At 62.8% G+C, this 21,678-nt stretch carries 12 protein-coding genes and 1 pseudogene; 7 read left to right on the top strand and 6 right to left on the bottom strand.

What is annotated here, in order from left to right; translation table 11 throughout:
• Positions 1-126: 126 nt before the first annotated feature.
• Positions 127-259, bottom strand: a pseudogene (locus tag BSP109_RS14550) (ISL3 family transposase); the annotation flags it as partial.
• Between the two features lie 17 nt (positions 260-276).
• Complete coding sequence (locus BSP109_RS14545; RefSeq protein ID WP_101601597.1) at positions 277-705, bottom strand: transposase; 429 nt, start codon at positions 703-705, stop codon at positions 277-279.
• 170 nt (positions 706-875) lie between these two features.
• Between BSP109_RS14545 and BSP109_RS14540 the strand changes: the two genes are divergently transcribed.
• On the top strand, positions 876-1,379 hold the full coding sequence (locus BSP109_RS14540) for a hypothetical protein (RefSeq protein WP_101601595.1): 504 nt from the start codon (positions 876-878) through the stop codon (positions 1,377-1,379).
• 60 nt (positions 1,380-1,439) lie between these two features.
• On the opposite strand, the gene BSP109_RS14535 is transcribed toward BSP109_RS14540, so the two are convergent.
• Both BSP109_RS14535 and BSP109_RS14530 read right to left on the bottom strand, forming a co-directional pair.
• Positions 1,440-4,163 (bottom strand): AAA family ATPase, encoded by a 2,724-nt coding sequence (locus BSP109_RS14535; RefSeq protein WP_180959768.1) that lies wholly within the window; start codon positions 4,161-4,163, stop codon positions 1,440-1,442.
• Positions 4,164-4,363: 200 nt separating this feature from the next.
• Entirely contained in the window at positions 4,364-4,738 is a 375-nt protein-coding gene (locus BSP109_RS14530) for a hypothetical protein (RefSeq protein ID WP_101601592.1), read from the bottom strand.
• 212 nt (positions 4,739-4,950) lie between these two features.
• Between BSP109_RS14530 and BSP109_RS14525 the strand changes: the two genes are divergently transcribed.
• Positions 4,951-5,229 carry a helix-turn-helix domain-containing protein gene (locus tag BSP109_RS14525; protein WP_019158442.1) on the top strand — a complete coding sequence of 93 codons (279 nt, stop codon included), beginning with the start codon at positions 4,951-4,953 and terminating at the stop codon, positions 5,227-5,229.
• Between the two features lie 22 nt (positions 5,230-5,251).
• On the opposite strand, the gene BSP109_RS14520 is transcribed toward BSP109_RS14525, so the two are convergent.
• Positions 5,252-6,739: a carboxylesterase/lipase family protein gene (locus BSP109_RS14520; RefSeq protein WP_101601590.1), complete on the bottom strand. Its 1,488-nt coding sequence runs from the start codon at positions 6,737-6,739 to the stop codon at positions 5,252-5,254.
• Between the two features lie 123 nt (positions 6,740-6,862).
• A complete protein-coding gene (locus BSP109_RS14515) occupies positions 6,863-7,591 on the bottom strand; it encodes a hypothetical protein (protein WP_101601588.1) in 729 nt (242 codons plus the stop codon).
• A 295-nt stretch (positions 7,592-7,886) separates the two neighbouring features.
• Between BSP109_RS14515 and BSP109_RS14510 the strand changes: the two genes are divergently transcribed.
• The 5 genes from BSP109_RS14510 to BSP109_RS14490 all read left to right on the top strand — a co-directional run bounded on the left by BSP109_RS14510 (position 7,887) and on the right by BSP109_RS14490 (position 21,177).
• On the top strand, positions 7,887-12,680 hold the full coding sequence (locus BSP109_RS14510) for a sacsin N-terminal ATP-binding-like domain-containing protein (protein ID WP_101601587.1): 4,794 nt from the start codon (positions 7,887-7,889) through the stop codon (positions 12,678-12,680).
• Entirely contained in the window at positions 12,673-14,514 is a 1,842-nt protein-coding gene (locus BSP109_RS14505; protein ID WP_101601585.1) for a UvrD-helicase domain-containing protein, read from the top strand. Before BSP109_RS14510 ends, BSP109_RS14505 begins: the two co-directional genes overlap by 8 nt.
• Entirely contained in the window at positions 14,511-17,771 is a 3,261-nt protein-coding gene (locus BSP109_RS14500; protein WP_180959767.1) for a helicase-related protein, read from the top strand. Before BSP109_RS14505 ends, BSP109_RS14500 begins: the two co-directional genes overlap by 4 nt.
• A 1-nt stretch (position 17,772) precedes the next feature.
• On the top strand, positions 17,773-19,926 hold the full coding sequence (gene drmB / locus BSP109_RS17035) for a DUF1998 domain-containing protein (protein ID WP_219618567.1): 2,154 nt from the start codon (positions 17,773-17,775) through the stop codon (positions 19,924-19,926).
• Positions 19,927-20,001: 75 nt separating this feature from the next.
• Positions 20,002-21,177, top strand: coding sequence for a DNA cytosine methyltransferase (locus BSP109_RS14490; RefSeq protein WP_101601581.1), 1,176 nt, complete (start codon positions 20,002-20,004; stop codon positions 21,175-21,177).
• Positions 21,178-21,678 lie beyond the last annotated feature (501 nt).

Here is a 21,678-nt window from a genome sequence, read left to right as displayed (position 1 = left end):
GACGCCTCGAGCATCTGCGAGGTATCGGCCTGGGTTTCAGGAACTTCGGGCACTACGTACTACGCTGCCTGCTCCACTCCGGACAGCTATCGAACCGAGTCAACGCACTCTGAAACCGGAAGAGCCCAATAACCGGGAGGGGCCTGTCTTGCCGCGGATCGGGGTGAGGTCGATGAGTGAGGGTGACGTACTTGCTACCGAACGGCGTATGCCGCCACACATGCTCATCGACCCCGAGGACACGGACACCGTCGAACCTGAGTTGCACAGGTTTAGTTACCAAAACGGATCTTGCTCAGTCGCGCGTTGAAGACTCGCGATGAGTTCGGCGGCGTCGCTGGGCACGGCGGGCGGGAAAGTGATCTCGTGCCCACCGACGACACCGACGAACTCACGCAGTGGCCGCAGTGTCGTCACGATCTTCTTCAACGACAACCCGGTCGATTGCTGCATGAACTTCGTAACGGCCAGCGCGGTGAAGACCATCGTCATCCGAGCCGCGTCTTCCGACGTAGTACCCGGCCTGAGGCCTTCATCAACCTCGGCCTTCTTCACCCAGGTACGCAGCGCTTCGGGGTGGACACCGAGTTGCTCGCCGATCCGATTGAACGCGCCCCTGCGAGCTTCGGGATCTTTGCGCGCATCGATCGCCATCCTCGTGGCTCGCTCGCGTAGCTCGTCGGGGTACTTCCGTGGTGCGACCATGCCGCCCATCCTTCCGGGTTAACGATGTCTCCATTAAACCCGGGGCGATTCACTTCCTCACTCAGCGCTGACTGTCCAGGGGTCTCAGTCACCTCTGAGGTCCGCGAACCCCTGCCATACTGTGCCGGACCGCCGTATGCTCGAAGGACGGGACGGACCGGGAGGCTCACATGTTCGGGACGATCGTCGGCGCGATGCTCATCGTCTACGCCGTGCTGGCCGTCGCGATGGTCATCATGCTGCCGCTGACGGTCATCACAAGGATGCGGCGCGAACTCACCGGCGAGGTCCCGATCCTGGACGAGCTGGAGGGCGACCTCGCCCGCTCCCGTGCGGAGGACCTCGGGGAGAAACGGCAGCTCACCCTAGTGCGCCTGCAGACCACCGCCGAGGCCGCAGCTCGCTCCCACGACCAAGTCCTGGAGGACTGGGTCACCCACCTGCAGGACGAGCAGATGACGGCGTCACCCGTGGGTACGGCGAGCACTGCGGTGCCCGAGGACGTCGACCCTGCCGTGCAGAAGCGGCTGCTCGACGCCCTGGACGCGGCGCAGTCCGACCGGGTGGATCCGGTGGACCCGGGCCTCGACCACTACGCGGTGGGGCTGTATGCCACACGCGTCCGCGAGCTGGAGGCCGCCTGGACCGCGTACCGGCGTGCGGAGGGCCGGTGAGACCAGCTCCGTGCCGACCTCCGCACCTGCGTCACGCCGGCCCCCGCCCGCGTACTCTCGTCAGATCATCGACTGCGCGAAATCGACCGGCAGCAGCGTCCGCACGCGCTCCGGCTGCACCTCGTGCAGCGAGCGCTCGTCGGCCAATCGGCTGATCTGGTGCCTCTTCGCGGCGGAGAACAGGTTCCGTACGTCACGAGCATTGCCGAAGCCCGGCCTGTCGCGCTTCTCCGCCAGCAGACGGCGGGCCTCCGCCAGGGCCTCGGGTCCCACGGTGCGTCCGTCCGCCTGGGCGAAGCGGATGAGGACGTCGATCAGCTCGTCGTCCGAGTAGTCGGGGAAGTCGAAGCGGATGGGGAAGCGGGAGGCCAGGCCGCTGTTGGAGGCGAGGAAGTCGTCCATCTCCTCCCCGTACCCCGCGGCGATGACGACCAGGTCGTCCCGGTAGTCCTCCATGAAGGTGATGAGCTTCGAGATCGCCTCCTGGCCGAAGTCGTTCTCATAGCCGGTGGCCAGACTGTACGCCTCGTCGATGAAGAGGACTCCCCCGATCGCTGATTCGAGCTTGGACTCCGTCTTGAGCGCCGTCTGCCCGATGTAGCCCGCGACCAGGTCGGAGCGGTGGACCTCGACCAGGTGGCCCTGGGACAGGAGACCCAGCCCGTGGTAGATCCGGGCGAGAATCCGTGCGACCTCAGTCTTGCCCGTGCCGGGGTTCCCCAGGAACAGCATGTGCCGAGCGTCGTCATTGGTGCGGACGCCGGCCTCGCGCAGCAGATCCTCCATCTGCACCTCGTTCACGAGCCCCGCGACCTCGCGCTTGATGGGATCGAGCCCGACCAGGCTGCTGAGGTCCTGCTCCGCAGTCCGGAAGATGCGACGGCGCTGCTCGTCGTCGTGGCGGTCCTCGCGGATGTCCGCGACCGTCAGAGTGCGCACCTCCTCATCAGTGAGGTCGTCCAGGCGACCGCTCAAGCGCATGCCCTGGCGCTCGACCGTCGCCTCGAAGAGCCGGCGCATCTCGCGGGCGTTGCCGTAGCGGGGCGTCCGCTTCCGCGGCAGATGCGATCGCACCTCCTTCTCCACGCCGTCCGCCAGGTCGAAGCGGGCGTCGCGCACCATCCCGTGGAAGATCTCGACGAGCTCGTCATCGGAGAAGTCATCGAAGGAGACCCGGTTGCCGAAGCGCGATTCCAGTCCCGGGTTCGCGCGCAGGAGCGACTGCATCTGCTCGCGGTATCCCGCGGCGATGACGAGGACGTCGTCGCGGTGGGTCTCCATGAGCGTCATGAGCTCGTCGACCGCCTCCTTGCCGTAGTCGCTGTGGCCATCGACGTTGAGCGTGTAGGCCTCGTCGATGAACAGCACCCCGCCCATGGCCTTGGCGAACTGCTTGCGGACCTTGGGCGCAGTCTCGCCGATGCCCTCACCCACCAGGTCGGCACGGGACACCTCCGTGAGCTTTCCGGTCCGCAGGACCCCGCGCTCGCGGTAGATCTCGCCGATGAGGCGGGCGACCTCCGTCTTGCCCGTGCCCGGGTTGCCCAGGAACAGCAGGTGCCTGGCCGGCGGCTTGAGAGTGATGCCCGCATCCCGCCGTCGGTCCGCGAGATCCGCACCGCGTAGGGCCCGCCGCACCGTCGACTTCACCCCGCTGAGCCCGACCATACGGTCGAGCCGCAGCCACGGATCGTCCGCGGGCGCGCCGATGCGATCGTCGTCGTTCGCCGAGTCGTCGACGTCGCTGAAGAGGTTGTCTCGCTCGTCGTCGTGCGTGGCGCCCCCTGCGTTTTCGGCCCTCCGGGCTTGCGTGACATCCGCCAGGTCCAGCGCGAAGGTCTCGATGTCGATCACGGTGGGATGACCGTCGACAGCTGCGGCAAGGAGCCGGTACGCTGCCGTGACCCACTGGTGAGCGACGACGGCCTGGTCCGAACGGACGGCCCGAGCCAGGGCATTCGAGATCGCTGCGCGGTCGACGTCGGTGGCCTCGTCCGCGGACACGCGCTCCCGCACGCGCATGAAGGTCTGCCCGCCCAGAGCGTTCCTAATGACTGGCGACACCGAGGACTCTGTCTGCACCAGCTCGTCCACCAGGAGTTCCTCGAGCCCGGGCAGGTCGATGCCGACGGAATCGAGCTCATGCGCAGTGGTCCGGAGCTGCTGCTCGAGTGCCGCGAGGGCGACGTCGGGTCCGCGCAGCCACGGGAGGTGCCGCGCTCCCTCGTCATCGAGCGCATCGGCGAAGATTGCGGTCAGCTGGTCAACGGTCGCGGCGTCCAGTCGCGCTGCAGGCACGGTGCGCGACACGGTCCGGACAAGCCTGCTGGCTTCCTTCGCAGCGTCGGCAAGGGGCGGGATCTCCGCAACCACATCGAAGATGTCATCGAGGATACTTGCGGTTGCCGCGATGTCATTGGTGACCCGCAGCATCTGCCAGGCGTCGCGCATCCAGTTGAAGTCCGTCGACCAGGCGACAGAGGAGATCTCACTGGAGCCAGCGACACTCTCAACCCTGAAGTCGTCGAGCAATGCCACGTGAGCATCCCTGTCGAGGATGAGAACGGGGCCCTGGATGGCCTCAAGCACAAATGCAGTCAGCTGGACGAGCGGCGGGACGGTGTCCACGTATCCCACCGGGCCAGCGTCCTCGCCCAGGCACTGAGCGTTCTCGTGCGTCGCCATCCCGAGGATCCGGCCCCGGATCCGGGTGAGCTCCTCTGGGGTGAGGGCCCAAGGCGCGCCGACCCCCCACCCGCCCAGATAGGGAAGCCCCGACGTCATCACTTCAATATCCTCGTGTGTCAGAGAAGCCGCGGGTGGTGTTCGGTCTGCCATGTGAGTCTCCTCGTAGGGGATGTCATCGCGAAGCGGGGACGAGTGAGCAGGAGTCCGCGGTCATCCTATGGAAGGTCCTGCGAATACAGAGGTGCATCTCATGCCATCGGAGGGCGTTCACTGGTCCGCCTCGACAAGATGCCGCATCACTCCTGCAGCGTGTAGATCTCGTCATTCCACGAGCTGTCGTCCGATTCGAACAGCAGAGTCCCGTCGAATCGATCGGTGTTCGCGAAGATCTCGTAGGAGAGCGAATCGACAGAGACGCTGAGAACATCGTCATCGACCGACCACGTCCCGGCCCCCGTCTCCAGGCCCGCACGCTTCTGCTGGGAGTACAGGGCCGATCCGTCGTCCTTGAGGACCAGCATCGTGGTGCCGGCGCTGCCGGTGTACGTCCCCTCGACTTGCGGACTCCCACCGCAGGCTGTGAGGCCCAGGGCCAGGGCGAGTGCGGTGAGCACGACTGCGACGGTGCGGAACGCCATCGTGTGGCGCAGGAAGTGTGCTGAGGAGTTCATCGGTGGACCTCGTCTGCTCGGAAGCTGTCGTTCCGGGCCATCGTGACACGGCGCATCGTCGCTGATCAACGGTGGTGACTGGTGAATGCCGCGAGCGCTGCGGTGCGCCCCGCCTCGAGTTCATCCAGTGCTGATGTATCGAACTCGCCCCTACCCTATCAGGTGCTCATAATCCGTTGACTCATAGTCATCATCCTGCGAGGCTCGGGAGCATGGAGAGCAGTGAGCATCGCATCCGCTTCGGCCTGCGAGTGCGCGAGCTGAGGATGCATCCGCGGCGCGCGACCGGAAAGAAGCCCCGCTCGCAGGAGCGCTTCGCGGACGACATCGGGATGGATCGGACCTACATCGGCGGGATCGAGCGCGGCCGTCGGAACCCCACGCTGGACGTGATCGTGCGCCTGGCGGAGGGCCTGGGAGTACCGCCGGCAGAGCTCCTGCGCACCGACGGTCGGCCGCGGCAGTCGCCCCGAGGCGACGCCAGACGCTGAGAAGGCCCATCCGGGCCGCGGTTCAGCGCGTACCGTCCCAGGCGAGGCGAGCCTCGCGCCGCGGGTCGATGACCGTCTCGGTAGCCGTGTCGAAGCGCTGCACCGAGCGTTGATCGGGCGTGTACGCCTCCCACCCCGGAGCCTCGCCGTGGATGAAGGAGACCCACGCGCCGTGCATGGTATCCGCGAGATCCTGCGGCGCGTTCGGACCGGTCAGCTGCTCGGCTCCCGGAGTGCCGAGCGTGTTGAAGAAGAAGGGGATGTCGACGGAGTGCGCAGCACCCAGCGCACCATCGAACGCGCGGGACTTCCACGCGAACTCATACATGTGCGTGGGCGGGCCGCCGGCCTCGTGCTGCGCCTCGGCCAGCCGGATGGCAGGAATGCGGAACATCCAGTCGGTCTGGAGCGCGGACAGCGTCGCTCCCGGAGTCGGATCCTGCTCGTCCTGATAGAGATCGCGGACGCTCGCATCGGCGGGGAGCCCGTACGACTGCGCAATGCGGTCAAGCACGCCGTCCCCGACCCGATCGATCGCGCCACCCGGCGCCAGGAACAGTCGGTTCTCGTCCGTCGTCGTCCCCAGCAGGAGCCGCACTGATGAGGCACTCCCCTGGCGAATGGCGTCGAGCGGCGACTGCGGCAGCACGCTCCCATCAATCGACGGACTGAACGGCATGCCGTTCAGCAGCACCTCGCGGACCGCTGCTTGGTCAGACGATGCGCGGAGTCGTGCGTCGAGGACTTCCTCGGCCGCGAGCAGGTCATCGACCGGTACAGTGCTGAAGGCCTCGCGGTCCGGCTCCACCCCCAGGACGTCGGCCAGCGTCGTCGCGACGGCATGCGCGGTGGTCCGCGACAGCGCGTGGTGGGCGGCACCACTCTCCAGGATCGCGGCCTCGAACAGACCTGATGCCAGGGGACTGCCGAGCAGTGCGCCGATGCTCATGGCGCCAGCGGACTGACCGGCCACCGTGACACGCGAGGGGTCACCGCCGAAGGCAGAGATATTCTCCTGCACCCACGCGAGCGCCGCGATCTGATCGCGCAGTCCGATGTTGGCGGACTCATCGTCCATATCCAGGAAGCCGGGTGCGCCCAAGCGGTAGTTGATGGTCACGCAGACGATGCCATTGCGGGCGAAGGACGTGCCGTCATACGTCGGGATCGACCCCGCGCCACGCACGAACGCGCCACCGTGGATCCACACGAGCACCGGTGCACTGCCAGCGACATCCGGCGTCCACACGTTGAGGTTGAGCTGTTTGTCGCCGGCGATACGAGCGTCTCCAAAGATGGCGTCGAGCGGAGCTCGGTAGGGATTCTGCGTGACGGTGGCCCCGTACGCGGTCGCGTCTCGCTCACCCTGCCACGGCTGCGGGAGCTGGGCCGGATAGAACCGATTGGCCGCCGTCAGCGGAGCGGCGTAAGGGATGCCCAGGAAGCGCGCCTCCCCTTCAGTCTTCGAACCTAGGAGAGATCCGTACTTGGTTGTCAGGGTCTGGCTCATGAGGTCTCCTTCGACCGTTGACTCTTTACTCGTACGCTTCCACCTAGGCGATGACGCCCCGTGAGATTCGCTACCTGAGCTCAGGGCTTCGAACAGACATTGCATACGCCCCGCCACTGACGATCATGTTTCAAGCGCAGACCGCAGAACGTCGACAGCCGCCCCTCGACCGCGATGAAGCATTCGATGACAATTCGAGCACACTGGAAGAACCTCCGAATCGTCGCCGCCGACAGACGTTGGCGAGTCAGTGACGTGTAGTTCTATGTAGCCACGCCCTAACCGCCCATACGCTTGCTCGAAGTCGAAGCCACAAAGGTCGCAATCAAGGGAATCACCGCGGGAGACGATGGAACCGACGACAGTGGAGTGGGTTCGGCTGTCGACTGCGCAGACCGTCTCTAACACATCAAGTGTTTCGCTCTTCCGATGACACGATGCATCCGCCTCGGCGTCAAGCACTGCCGAGTACTTTCGATACAGCTTGTCCGCATCGCCGACCGCCGCGGTGCCGGCTCGAATCCGCTCGCGGAGCTCATTCGCCACCCGCTTCATCACAAGCCGGTCCTCGACGAAACGCTCGACGACCGGGATCTCCGAAGCCGATGTCCGCAGGCCTTTCCCGTTCCTTGCCGGGTGAGACGAAATGAGGTTGTTGGTCTTTCGCCCGATGCTGTTGAGAGAACGGAAGTTCTCGGGGCGAACAGCAACCGGATAGAACGTCGCCATACGGAGCAGGTCGGAGAGCTCTTCGACACCGGAGGTGCCCTTATTAACTGGCTTCCAGTCGCGATTGTCCGCGAAGTCGGCGGCGAGGATCATCTCCTCGACCGTCCACACAAGCTGCGCCACCTGATCTCCTTCAGAGCTTGGCAATGCCACCGTGCGTGCGATCTGACATGTGGTCACGCCCACAAGATGACCGGGTTGGTTTGACCGCATCAAGCCGCCCCGGCCCCTCGAACATCGTAGCGCCGTAACCCACCGCACCAAGACATCCGCTTCGCCGACCGAGCCGAGCACCCCGACTCGCGTGCGTCGAAAATCGGGATAGCATGCGGGGAAGGAGTGTGGCAGATGGCACAGTGAATCACGCGACATCGACTCACACGGCCTTAGTACTTTCATTGCGGAGAGAGGTGCCATCTTGACAACCGGCCTTCCCGAGGATCGACTGATCGACTTCCTCGAACGCGAGTACGAGTCAACGCTCGAGTCGTACCGCGCTCGCCCGGACAACATCCGCGAGAACGCCGGGCAGGAACAGGCCATCATCCAAGGTGGTTACGCGAGAAAGCAGATTCAGGAACTCGTCCAGAATGCGGTCGACGCACTGCGAGGCTCTCCCGGACGCATCCACGTCATTCGCGATGAATCCACCTTGTACGTTGCGAACGAAGGGAAGTCTTTCGACCGTAGCGGTGTCCGCACGCTCCTTCATTCCAACATGTCCGATAAGCGGGACAACCAGATCGGCCGATTCGGCCTCGGCTTCAAGTCCGTCCTCGAGGTTTCCGACCGGCCGCAGATCTTCACGGGCCTCGGCGCTTTCGGTTTCGATGCGGAGCGCAGCAGGCGCGAACTCGAGGAGATCCAACCTGGACTCGCCGACTACCCGATCCTCAGACTCCCGTACCCACTCGATGTCGACGCCGAGAAAACGGACGATGCGATCCTCGCCGAGCTTCTCGGATGGGCGTCGACTGTCATCAGGGTCCCCCTGAGGGAGAGATACACGTGGCTCGACGACCAGATCGTCAAGTTCCCCCATCAGTTCATGTTGTTCTCGGAAGCAGTCAACGCTTTCACTGCAGAGGTACGGACCGAAACAACGTACCGCGAGACGTGGGTCTCCGAGCGCGCACAGCACGGGGACGGGTCGATCATCCAGTTGAGTAGCGGGACCGCGAACGAGTCGTGGGTGGTCGCCCACACCGTCTTCACTCCATCCGAACGAGCCCGTCGTGATGCCGGATCTCTGCATTCGCGCGATTCGCTGACAGTCCACTGGGCTGTAGAGCACGGCACCTCCGGACGTGCACGGGAGCGCGGCGAGATCTGGAACCACTTCCCCACCGGGACAGTCACCACCATGCCCGGAATCATCAACGCGTCGTTCAAGATGAACGACGACCGCATGACGCTCCTCCACGGGGACTACAACGCGGAGATCCTCCGCGACTGCGTTCCCCGGTTGGTGACCAGCGTCATCCCACACCTCTACACAGAGTCAGACCCGGGTGCGCATCTCGATCGCATGCCGGCTCGTGGCCTCGAAGACGCACCGTGGTTCCGAGAGAACCTCATCGAACCGGTCACTCGGGCGATCGCCTTCGCGTCAACGGTCCCCGACCTCCAGGGGGATCTCGCCCCACTGAGCGAGCTCTCGACCCGACCCAAATCACTCGATGAGGAGCCTGACCTGGTGGGCTCGTGGACTCAGAGGGCTCGAGAACAGGGCATCCGGACCTGGGTCCACGAGTCTGCACTGGACAGCCGATTCAGATCGGCGCTGGTCGATCGACTTCTCGAGATCAATGGTCAGCAGCGGAAAACGACCACCGAATGGATCGAAGGCCTCTCAGCTGAGGCCACCCGTCAAGGATTCGAGGCCGCGATCGTGTTCGCGGATGAATTCATGGCCAAGGCAAGCTCGTTCGCCGGTGAGATCCAACAAGCTCGCATCGTCCCGATGGCGGACGGTCACGTCGCACGCCTTTCCGGTCCCAAGTACTTCATCGACTCAGCAGACGACCGCCAGGACATCTCTGACAAGCCAGAGATCATCGACCCTCGCGTCGCGTCTGATGGCGACGTCATCAGTGCACTTCGCAGATTCGGAGCGGCACTGCTCGACAGTACCGGTCGCCTCAAGCAAGTGCTGGACGCCACCCTCGCGGACGAGTCCGACCACGAGAGCGCCGAGACCTTCTGGCGAATGGCGTCGAAGGCTGACCCCGACACTGTCATCAAGCTCATTCAGCGTATCGACCCCGGGTTGAACATCCCGGTGAGGAACGCAGCGGGTGGTTGGATTCCTCTTCACAAAGCTTGGTCGACCGGACGACTCCTCCATGTCGAACGTTATGAGGACAAGCAGCTCATCATCGATGGCTCGAACCAGTTCCTCACTGCCGCGGTCTGCAGGAAGCTCGGCGTACCGTCCGCTCTTCCCCAACCCGAGTATGTCTCAGCCGACAAGGCCGACGGAGGATGGTTCGACACTGCGAAGGATGGGATCCTCAAAGAACTGAAACGATCTCACGGCCCTGAGACGTCCCTGACGCTCGGCTCGAACATCACAGTCCCCCAACGTCCCAGACTCTGGGAACTCGCGGAGGCCAGTTCCAAAACTCGCCATGCCATCACCATGGAACTGCTGGCGTCTCCCCAACGACCGATCAGGCTCAAAGGTGAGGCGACGTACAGGGTCGATGGCCAGTTCTACAAGCAGGCGGAGGAAGGCCGCTACGCGCCACCGGACATCCTGTGGATCAAGAAACACGGTGTCCTCGATACCTCTTACGGGCTGTATCCGGCGGGTGCTTGCACAGGGCGTATCGAAGGTATCCCTGACGAGCTCCTACCGACTCCTACTGCGATCGATGATGAACTTTTCTGGCTCCTCGGGCTGCCTACGGAACTGTCTACAGCACAGTGGAGGAACATCCTCTCCAACGCAGAATCAGAGCTCGACTCCTCGTTGCTCCCGGACCTCTACGGACACGCCGCCAAAGCCGGCGTCCGGGCTCCTGTCGATCTTCGCGGACTCCACGGGGCGATGGGCAATTACGCAACCGTTCCTGCAGAGGCTTGCGTCGTCACGACTGACGCTGAATCACAGGAACATCTCTTAGAGCACTCGTCCGCCGTCGTTCTCACACCGACGACCGTTGAACTCGCCGAGGTGCTCGAAGACAAGTGGAAGCTGAAGTACCTTCGTATCCACTTCACCACACGCATAGACGCAGATGAGGTGCCGCGTGAAGGAAGGGCCGAGCGTATCCGAGACCGCTTCCCCTACCTCGCGGAACTGGAAAGCAAGGTAAGGAAGCGTAACCAATACGAGCTCCTTCCCTGCTCGTCACTCCGCTATGTGACAGAGAATGATTTCGACGACGTGATATCAGCGGTCGACCAAGCAGCGGTCTTCGACATCGAGAGCAAGCGCCTCTACTACCGCAAGTCACTCCGCTCGTCTGCACTGATCAAGCACATCCTCGAGTACGTCGGCTCCCCTCTCTCCGTCCGCGAAGCCGAGGAACGGATGAAGGAGACTGCAGCGCAGGAGAAGCTTCACGACTTCTGGGATGAGCTGAAGGAGAAGGAGTCAGACGAAGAGCGGGTCCGCCTCCTCCTCGGCGACGACGGCATCCGTTCACTCGTCCCCGACTCGGCTGTGGAGCTCCTGACAGCCGAAGGGGAGCCGGTCACACCGACTACCCTGTTCAGCCTCGCTCAGAACATCCACGGTTCCGATCTCTGGAGACAGATCCTCGGCCGACTCCCAGATGATGAGGGAAGCGCACGGGAGTGGGCGAAGGACGCCCGGACCCGGGATCTCACCGAACTCGGTTTCAGCGAGGACATGTTCCGTGCAGCCGAGCCCCGGAAACCTGCCCGCGAGGAGTTTCCAGGTCCGGTCAGCCTTCCGAAGCTGCATGCATTCCAGCGATCGACATCACGAAAGATCCTCAAGGTCCTCAAGGCGAAGCCCGGTAGCAACAAGGCGATCGTCCAGCTTCCCACAGGTGCAGGGAAGACCCGCGTCGCGGTCGAGAGCCTCATCACCCATGTCAGTAAGTCGAATGCGGAGAACAACCGCATCGTGTGGATCGCCCAGTCAGAGGAACTCTGTGAGCAGGCCGTCGAAGCATGGGGCTCTGGTTGGCAGGGCCTGGGGATCCCCGGCGAGCGCCTTGTCGTGAGCCGGTTGTGGGACGGCCGGAGTGTGGAAGAGGAATCGTCCGCACTCCACGTCGTGGTCGCGACGATCCAGACCCTCACCCGGATCGCGTCGGCTAAGGACGACACCACGACGGCGGTCAAGTACGCGTGGCTGAAGGACCCAGACGTCGTCGTCATCGACGAAGCCCACGGTGCTACGACACGGAGCTACACGACCGTCCTAAGATGGTTCGGCCGCTCGACGACGCAGAAGGGCAAGCCGCTGCTCGGCCTCTCCGCGACCCCCTATCGCGGTACCAGCGAAGTCGAGACCCAGCGACTCGTCAGCCGCTTCGGAGGCACGCTGATCGAGCCGGATGAGTTCACTGCGGAATCTGCGCACACCTATCTCCAGGACCATCAGATCCTTGCCCACGTAGTACAAGAAGAGCTCGAGGGAACGACGCTGAAGCATCAGGGCGCACTCGGCAACGGGCGAGGAAGAAGTGGTGGTGGATCGTCAGCAGACGAGAGGCAGAACTTCCTCGAAAAGCGGATCGACCTCGACTCCGTCGCGTCCGACCTGCTCAGAAATCGGACGATCATCCAGCATCTGACGGCGAACCTCGATCACATCGAGCATGCGATCGTCTTCGCCGCGTCGGTCGAGCACGCCCAAGCACTCGCGGCGGTCCTCCAGACGAAGGGGATCGAGGCGGCAGCGATCTACGGAGGCACCGACCCCGCACGGCGCCGATCCCTGGTGCGACGGTTCCGCGATGGTGAGATCAAAGTCCTCACGAACTTCGACGTCTTGAGTCAAGGATTCGACGCACCGAAGGTCGACGCCATCTATCTCTGCCGACCCACGTTTTCTCCCAACAAGTACATCCAGATGATCGGGCGAGGGCTCCGCGGTCCGAAGAACGGTGGCTCCGAAGAAGTCTTGATCGTCAACATCAGAGACAACCTGGACAACTTCGGAGATTCGCTCGCCTACACCGAGTTCGCCTACCTCTGGGACGAGCAGTCCGCCGAGGTAGCGGATGCGTGACGCACCCGACCTCGACGACAGCCAGCTTGCCGTCGCTGAAGCGGACGTAGACGAACGCTTGCTCGTCACCGCCGCCGCGGGCCAGGGCAAGACTGAGGTCGTTGTCAGCCGACTGGAGCACCTAGCCGATGAAGGCGTCTCCATCCTCGACGACGTCCTCGTCCTCACCTTCTCGCGCGCGGCCGTGGACGCAGCACGCCGACGGCTCACCGCTGCTGGACTGTCGCAGGCGCGCATCAGCACCTTTGATTCCTTCGCCTCGGCCGTCCTCGTCGAAGTCGGTGGGATCGAGACGACACATGGGTTCGAGCACAGGATCCGCCTCGCCACAGAAGCACTCCGTACCGGGGAGTTTGACGTCTCGTACCTCGAGCACGTGATCGTCGACGAAGCACAAGATCTTGTGGGGGACCGCGCTGAACTTGTGCTCGCGCTGATCGCGGCAGCCTCCGATGCAGGGTTCACGATTCTCGGCGACCCGCTCCAAGCGATTTACGACTTCCAGTTGGAGTCGAACACATCGCATTCCAAGCGCACCTCAGCCGAACTTCGCCAAATCCTGATCGACGAACATGGCGCAAGACCGACCGCGTTGACAGGGCACTACCGCGCGGAGTCGACCCGCATGCACGACCTCATCGCGGTCGGCGATGCACTGAGAGACATCAGTCCTACCGACGCAACCACAATCGATCAGGCATTCGACCTCCTCACCGCATTCCGCGAGAAATCTGGCGGTCGCCGGTACACCCGCCCCAGCCTCCAATCCCTCACCGGTCTGCTGTGTTGGGACACAGAGGACGACGAGACCACGGCAGTCCTCACTGCCACGAACTATGCGGCGCTTCGTGTCTCCGAAGAGCTCGACGAGCTCGGTATCCAGCACACGGTGCGTCCGCGTGCACAAGAGATCGGCATTGCCCCCTGGGTCGCGTCGACACTTCACTCACTGCAACCACGGAAGTACTCACGACCCGAGATCGAGGATGCACTCGCGTCAGGAGGATCTTCCGTTCCGTCAGACGGGTGGTCGCGACTTAAAGACGTCGAAGATGACCGTCGCGACCACACCACCCTCGACGTCGGCGCATTGAACAGGCGCTTGCGGTCCGGTGCGGTCCCACCGCCGCTTACTTCGCCCACCCAGCTTCCCGTCACGGTGAGTACCGTCCACAGGGCGAAGGGGCTCGAGTTTGACCACGTGATCGACATGGTGCCGAAGCCAGGTGACGAAGGTCCTGGTGCGCGTACGTGGCCGAACCTTAGAAGGTCCTACGTCGCCTCGAGCCGTGCACGTGAGTCGCTGTATCTCGTCGAGGCGCCCACGATCGAAAGAGGTTTCGCGAAGTTCGTCCAGGAGCGTTGGGTCGAGCATGTGTTCACAAAAAACAGGCCACGCCCCGTTCGCATGGAGCTGCTCTACGCCGACGTCAACACCGAACTGCCACCTCGTTCAACAGCACTCGGAACGGTCGAGACTCTCCGGTATCTCGAGCAGAGCGTCGCACCGGGAGCTGCAGTCGACTTCGTCCTCGCGCCCCACTCGAAGCAATCATTGAAACCGGACTACTTCATCGAAGACGAATCTGGCACTGTTCTCGGGCGGGCGTCGGAGGCGTTCACCGACGCACTGGCCGCACGCCTCATCTTCGGCAAACCACCGAACTGGCCTGAGCGCCTGACTGGAGCCCGTGTGAGTTCCGTGGAGACCTTCGCCGGCCTCCCCTCAGAGACCAATGGCCACGGGAGTCCAAGTGGGTTCTGGCTTGTTCCTCGATTGTCCGGCCTCATCCGACCGTATTGGGATCGCGAGAAGAAAGCAGGAAGATCATGACTGACACGTCGTCACCGACGCTTGAGGAGCGGTACGCGTTCCGTGATCGCATTGTTGACGCACTCACGACAGATCTCATGGGCCCCTCGGCGTTCGATGAGGTCCTCGATGAAGCACCCCTCAACCGCTATGTCACCGGGATCCTCTGGCCGCCTGCGGAACCGAGCGCCGCGGCCAGTGATACAGAGAATTCTCCAGCGGGCCTCGACGATCCGACCAGCGCCGACGCGAGCGACCCTGAGCCCGATCTTGGTGTTGCCGACTCTCGCCGTACCACGCCCTCGAGCATGGGGATCACCTTTACCGTCGACCCACAGCGCGCAAAGAGTATCGAGCTTCAAGCCACTGCTGCTCGTTACCTGCCAACGGGCTCTGCTAGTGCCGACGGGTCAACGAGTAATGTCTCGTGGACACGGGAAGAACCAGACATTCAGCCAGTGAGTATCAACCTGGATACTCGTGAACGTCAGCGTCAGACGTCACCGTTGGTTGCCAATGGTCTCGACTTGTTCCTTCTCGTCCGCGACCCAGACACCTCGGGTTACGTCACTATCACCGCTGTATTAAGGAACACGACTCGGAAATCTGGTGCCAGCGGGCGAAAAGACGAGCACTCCTGGTTCCAGGTCGGCCTGGAGGCTACGACCTCGACGCCTGCCATCGTTGATCGGACCAAATCACGCCATCACCTGTCGGATGACCCGGACCTCACGTCGTCCGCTCTGCTCTACCGGGATCAGCGCTCTTTCGCGATCGGCCACGGGTGTTCAGCCGACTGGAACAGCACACACGACACGTTTGCGGCCTCGGTGCGGTCCACGTTTGTCCCTCGTTCTCGAGTGGCCCGTGCGCAGCCTGGCGACGCAGGAGCCGACCTGAGCCTCCACACGATGTCCTCGGGTAAGCGCACCGAGGTCCTTGCGCAACTCAACTCGTTGAGCGACGAGTACGAGGCCTGGATAAACCAGAAGAAGAAGGACGTTTCGGACGCCGACTCACCCTCGTGGGTGCCTGAAGATTTACGTGCGGTCGCCGCTTCCCACCTCGACGACGCAACGGTCGCCCTGCGACGGATGCGCAACGGAATCCGGCTCCTCGAAGAGGACGACGTCGCATTCGACGCATTCACTATGGCGAACAAGGCGATGCACATGCAGCGTGCACGGCAGGACTGGATTCGCCGAGGCGCCCAGGGCGAGTTCACGCTGTCTACACAATCGTGGCGCCCGTTCCAGCTTGCGTTTATCCTCATCAACCTGCCATCCACAACGGACCGTCAGTCGGACGAACGTGACATCGCGGATCTTCTCTGGTTCCCCGCTGGCGGAGGCAAGACTGAGGCGTATCTGGGATTGATCGCGTATCTCATCTTCCTTCGACGCATTCGGGACCCGCGTGTTGAAGGAACCGCAGTCCTCATGAGGTACACGCTGCGATTACTCACTATCCAACAATTCGAGCGAGCCGCCATGTTGATCTGCTCGCTCGAGTCAGTGCGGCGTGAACGGCCCGACGTCCTAGGCGATCGGACCTTCGGTATCGGGCTGTGGGTGGGTTCCGGCTCGACGCCGAACACCGTCGATGCGGCACGCGTCGCCCTCCGCAAACTCAGAAATGGCGACACTGTTGAGCAGGGCAATCCGATGCAGCTCCAAGCATGCCCCTGGTGCGGCGCTCGATTGGACGTGTCCGCCTACAGTGTCACCAAAGGTCCGGACTCGGTCACTATCCACTGCCCCAATGTCGAATGCGACTACCATGCGGGCAGCGGCATCCCCGCTCACGTCGTCGACGAGGACGTCTACAGAGTCCGACCTGAACTCGTAATCGGCACGGTAGACAAGTTTGCTCGAATGGCGTGGGACGGATCGATCAGCGCACTCTTCGGCCACACCGAAGCGACTGATATCGGACCGGACCTCATCATCCAGGATGAGCTGCACTTGATTTCCGGCCCGCTTGGGTCGACGGTCGGCCTTTTCGAGTCCGCTGTCGACATATCTGCAGGCAGAACGAATGAGTCGGGCCAGTTGGCTCGCCCCAAGCTCGTGGCCTCTACGGCGACGATCCGTCGTGCAGATGCCCAGATCAAAGCTGTGTTCAACCGAACTTCCCGGTTGTTCCCACCCCCGGGCATAAATCCAGACGAGTCTTTCTTCGCCCGACCTGCAGAAAGCAGCGAGCTGGGTGACCGCGAGTACATCGGAGTCATGGCACCGGGAACATCGCACGCCACCCTCCTCGTTCGGACCTACGCCTCACTTCTCCACACTGTCGCCGCGGCAAATGATGTCTCTGATGAGATCAAGGACCCGTATTGGACGCTGGTCGGGTACTTCAACTCGCTTCGAGTCCTGGGGTCCGCTTACCTCCAGGTGCATGACGACGTGTCGTCCCGGCTGGACCTCCTCGCGTCTCGTGACGACTTGCCGGAACCCCGTCGAGTGAGAGCAGAGGAGCTCACCAGCCGTCGCCCGGGGAGCGAAATTCCTGTGACTCTCAAACAGCTTGAAGCTGGGCTGGGTTCCGAGGAAGATCCTCTGGACGTCGTCCTCGCTACAAACATGATCTCTGTCGGACTGGACGTCGATCGGTTGGGCCTAATGGCTGTCGCGGGACAGCCGCCGTCCAGCTCGGAGTACATCCAGGCGACGAGCCGTGTGGGCCGCAAATACCCAGGTCTCGTCGTCAATATCTTCAACAGTATGAAGTCTCGAGACAGGTCCCACTACGAGTCGTTCCGCGACTTCCACGGAAGTCTGTACCGAGCGGTCGAGGCGACAAGTGCAACACCGTTCGCCGCCCGTTCGCGCGATAGGGCACTCCACGCAGCTTTGGTCGCATCTCTCCGCATGGTGTCCGAGGAGTTCCGCGGGGAGGCAGGAGCGGCTGCGTTCCACAGCACTCATCGGGCAGTAGAACTGGTCCGTGACCAGATCCTCGCGCGAGTACACGCCGTGGCAACAGACGATAGCCACGACTACGCCGCGACGCAGAAGGACCTCGGGAATCTCATCGCCACATGGGAGCGAGCCGTGTCGGAGAAGGTTGTCGAGGTCTATCACGACCGCAAGGACCCCCACCGTGCCCTTCTCATCGATGCGACGATGGCTTTGACCACAGACGACATTGACATTGATTCCCGTTCACGCACACCGTGGCCGACTCCCCAGAGCATGCGTGACGTCGACGCGGAGACTCGCCTCGCACCCCTGCGGAGACCGAAAGTCCGCACCGATACCGAAAGCGAGGGCTGACATGGCTTCTCCGCAGATCCGCGCTCGGCGGTCGCAGCTGATCTCGACATATGGAGTGGGAAGTCTCTTCCCTGCTGAGAATTCGAGCTATCTCATCATGGGACTCCACCACTGGGACACTGCTGAGATGGTGTCGGTGCCCGAACCACGCTTGGCCCGTCAATTGAGGGTACGTGAGCTCAAAGCACCTCCCGCGACGCCTGACGACCGTAACCGTCCGAGCGTGCCCGTCTGGCTGTTTCCCAGCATTCTTGTCTGTCCAGCGTGTGATGCCCTGGGGACCACGCAGCAGCTCCGATCTCGTCGGACTGAGACACGATGCGGCGTCTGCGGCGAGAAACGCGACCTCATCCCCTCCCGATTCGTCACTGCATGCAAGGGCGGTCATCTCGCCGACTTCCCGTACTTCGAGTGGGCTCATTCACGCAGTCCGGACCCGCAATGGTGGCGAACGTCCTACCCCGAAGGTGATCCTCGCAAGGCACCGGAGTCGGCGCACGTTCTCCGCTTGGAGTCGCGCGGCCGAACATCAGCGCTGTCTGATCTCTTGGTCGTATGCAGCTGTGGGGCCAGCAACGACCTCGAATATGCCTTCTCTCCCCAAGGCATGAAGCACTATCGATGCACCGGCGAACGTCCATGGCTCGGCTTCGAGTACACGGAACGGGATTGCGCGCACAGTCGGGTGACGGTGCAGCGTGGTGCGTCAAACGTGTGGTTTGGTGCCTCAGCATCAGCTATCTCCATCCCGTCGCATGCAGAGAAGCTGGATGCGCTCGTCAGATCAGAGTTCTCGACGCTTCGCCACATCCCACGCGCGAGCCTTGAAGCCGCCGTGCAGGAGAACCATGATGTGACACTCGAGATTCTGCTGCAGAAGCACTCTTCCGACTATTCAGTGGCTGCTCTCGCACGCCAAGCGATCTTCGCTCTGTACCCGGATGAGGCACCACCTCAGTCGGAAGAAGAGTTCCGACTCGACGAGTTCCGTGCAATCGTCCATGGGTCGGAAGACTCTCCTGGCCGCCAGTTCGTCTCCGTGCCAGCGCCCGTCCCTGAAGAACACTCCTCGTGGATCACTGAGGTTCGGCGCGTGACCAGACTCCGGGAAGTGCGCGCCCTACATGGCTTCTCGCGTCTCGTAGCTCCAGAGCGCGAAGCGGAGCAGGGAGATGAGGACAATGTGGCGATTGCTCCGCTGCGACCAGACGACGACCCGTCGTCCTGGCTCCCCGCCGTCGAACTGCTGGGAGAGGGCCTGTTCCTCGCTATCGATCAGGCAGTCATCGCAGAGTGGGCGAACACTTCCTTTGCTCGAAGCAGGACCGCCTTACTCGAACGCAATGCCCATGTGACACGCAGAGAAGGCGCCGTAGTTGGCGACATCGACATCACTCGCCTCGCGCTTCATTCGCTGGCTCACTCCCTCATTGACCAACTGGCGTTGGACGCAGGATACCCAGCTTCGTCACTCCAAGAACGCCTATACGTGGGCCCAGAGATGGCCGGAGTCCTCGTCTACACCGCGTCATCTGACTCCGCCGGAAGCCTCGGCGGCGTCGCTGCCATGGCGGATCCGGACCGTCTCGGAAGCGCGATCAGTGAAGCAGAAGCACGTTTATCGTGGTGCTCTGCTGATCCCGTTTGCATCGAGTCGACAGGAAGCGGTGTGGCCGGATCCAATCTCGCCGCTTGCCACAACTGCATTCTCCTCCCTGAGACCAGCTGCGAGCATTTCAACACTGGCCTTGATCGGGGGACGGTTTTCGGCACGCCCGAAGAGCCCTATGCGGGGCTAATCGCTTTTGCGAGGGCACGAGCAGAGACCGTCGCACAGCCATCAGCCGCGCCGCAAGGAACACCTCCTGCACTCACTACCGACAAGGGCTGGGGAGATCTGTGGTCGTCCCATCCGGAATTCCGCTCACTCATCGAGATCCTCGCCGAGGAAGACGCGGTACTTCCGGTGCGGGACAGCACGATCGGGGACGCCGCGGTCCGGTCAGAGTTGGTGTGGCCGGAAGCGAAGATCATGGTGACTGTCAGCGATGTAGACACCGCATCAGATGATTCCGACGGTTGGACGGTCTACACCGTCGACGAGTGGGACCCTGGCGAGCTCGCCGACCACATCCTCGACGAGCTGGAGAGCTGAGGTCTCAACTTTCGGGGATCCCCAGTCACCGGGATAGGATCCTTGTTCTATACGAGCGTGGAAAGGTGGAGTGTGATGACCGAGCGATTCCGTGTCATCGACCTCTTCGCCGGCGCTGGAGGCCTCACACAGGGATGGCACAACGCCGCCGTCAGCGAATCAGTCGACACTCACCTGACGGCGGCGGTGGAGTTCGACCGGTTCGCGGCTTCGACCTACGGTGCGAACTTCGGTCAGGAGGCGACTTTCGCGCTGCCCATCGAAAGCTGGCTGGAGTCAGCTGGCGACATCGGCGCCGACGTGATCCTGGGCGGACCTCCATGCCAGGGCTTCTCTGCGCTGGGAAAGCGCGACATCGACGACCCTCGGAACACGCTTTGGCGCGCCTACGCGGAGACAATCGTCCGGGCGAATCCCACGTACTTCATCATCGAGAACGTGCCACCGTTCTTGAAGTCGGTCGAGTTCGAATCGCTCAAGACCACGACGGAGCCCGGCGGGCTACTGGCGGACTACAGACTTGAACCGTTCGTCGTGACTTCTGCTGACTACGGTGCCTTCCAGAACCGCCGTCGGGCCGTCGTCATCGGCAGTCACAAGTCTGTCGACCCTGTTGGGCTCCCCGCCACTACGCACCACGATCGATGGCTGACAGTTCGCGAGGCGTTCGAGGGAATCCCCGAGCGGTCCGTCGGCTACGAGCTTCCAGACCGGTCGACCCAGGCGGGACTGCCAGGCCCATTCCGGACAGACGAACTCCACTTCGGCCGCAACTACTCAGACCTCTCCCTCAAGCGCTTCGCTCACATCCCCAAGGGTGGGAACCGACACGACCTTCCTGACGACCTGCTGGCCAACTGCTGGCGGGGTAACCGTCGCGGTGCATCAGACGTTATGGGGAGGCTGCACTGGGACCGGCCGTCGGTGACGATCCGGACCGAGTTCTTCAAGCCAGAGAAGGGACGGTTCCTCCACCCAGAGCAGCCACGAGCCATCACCCATTTTGAAGCCGCCCGCCTTCAGGGATTTCCCGACGACTTCAAGTGGGTTGGGAAGAAGACGGACATCGCCCGCCAGATTGGGAATGCAGTCCCTGTGCAGCTCGGGGAAGCACTGTCCCGTCACATCATCAGACATGCACTTGGCAGAGCGACACCATCAACGTCGATACGGACGGTCCCCGTCGACGCCGTGCTTACTCCCAACCCTGCGTTGTTCGAAATTGGAGACTTGGAACCATCTATTCGATGACCGTCTAAGTGTTGTGGGTCATGACGCCTTCAGCACCGCGTGGTGTGCGTGACGGATGTGCGCATCGTCGACTGATGAGTATTTGAAGGCTTGAAGACCACTCGATATTGGGCTCTTCAGAGTTGAGTGTGGGCACGCCGATGGGGCGAGGGTGCTGGGGATAGACGTCGAGGTCCCTGATGATGAGCGGACTTCTACCCCCGCGCATCTCAAGGACCTCGACTATGCCCCATCCTACGTGCCCCTGCGCTGCTGCCCTGGATCGTTGCAGCAGATGTGATGTCCTCCTCGGTCTGCCCGACCTGCACCTCGTTGACGCTCACGTCACGGACACCGCCGTTCTCCTCGACGTCGAGGCCTGCGACCCGCTCACCTGGCGCGTAGCGCTACTTGGTCCCGATAGTCCACGTACCTGGTATCAGTTTTCTGGATAGGTGGTACTGCCGTGATTTCGGTGGTCTTCTGAGCGGTGGGGCGGCACGTCCGTGTCGCCCGTCACTG

This window comes from Brevibacterium sp. Mu109, from assembly GCF_900169375.1.
In the GTDB taxonomy this organism is placed as follows: Bacteria; Actinomycetota; Actinomycetes; order Actinomycetales; family Brevibacteriaceae; genus Brevibacterium; species Brevibacterium yomogidense_A.
Note: the sequence above shows the minus strand (reverse complement) of the source record. Positions and strands in the feature narration are given on the sequence as shown.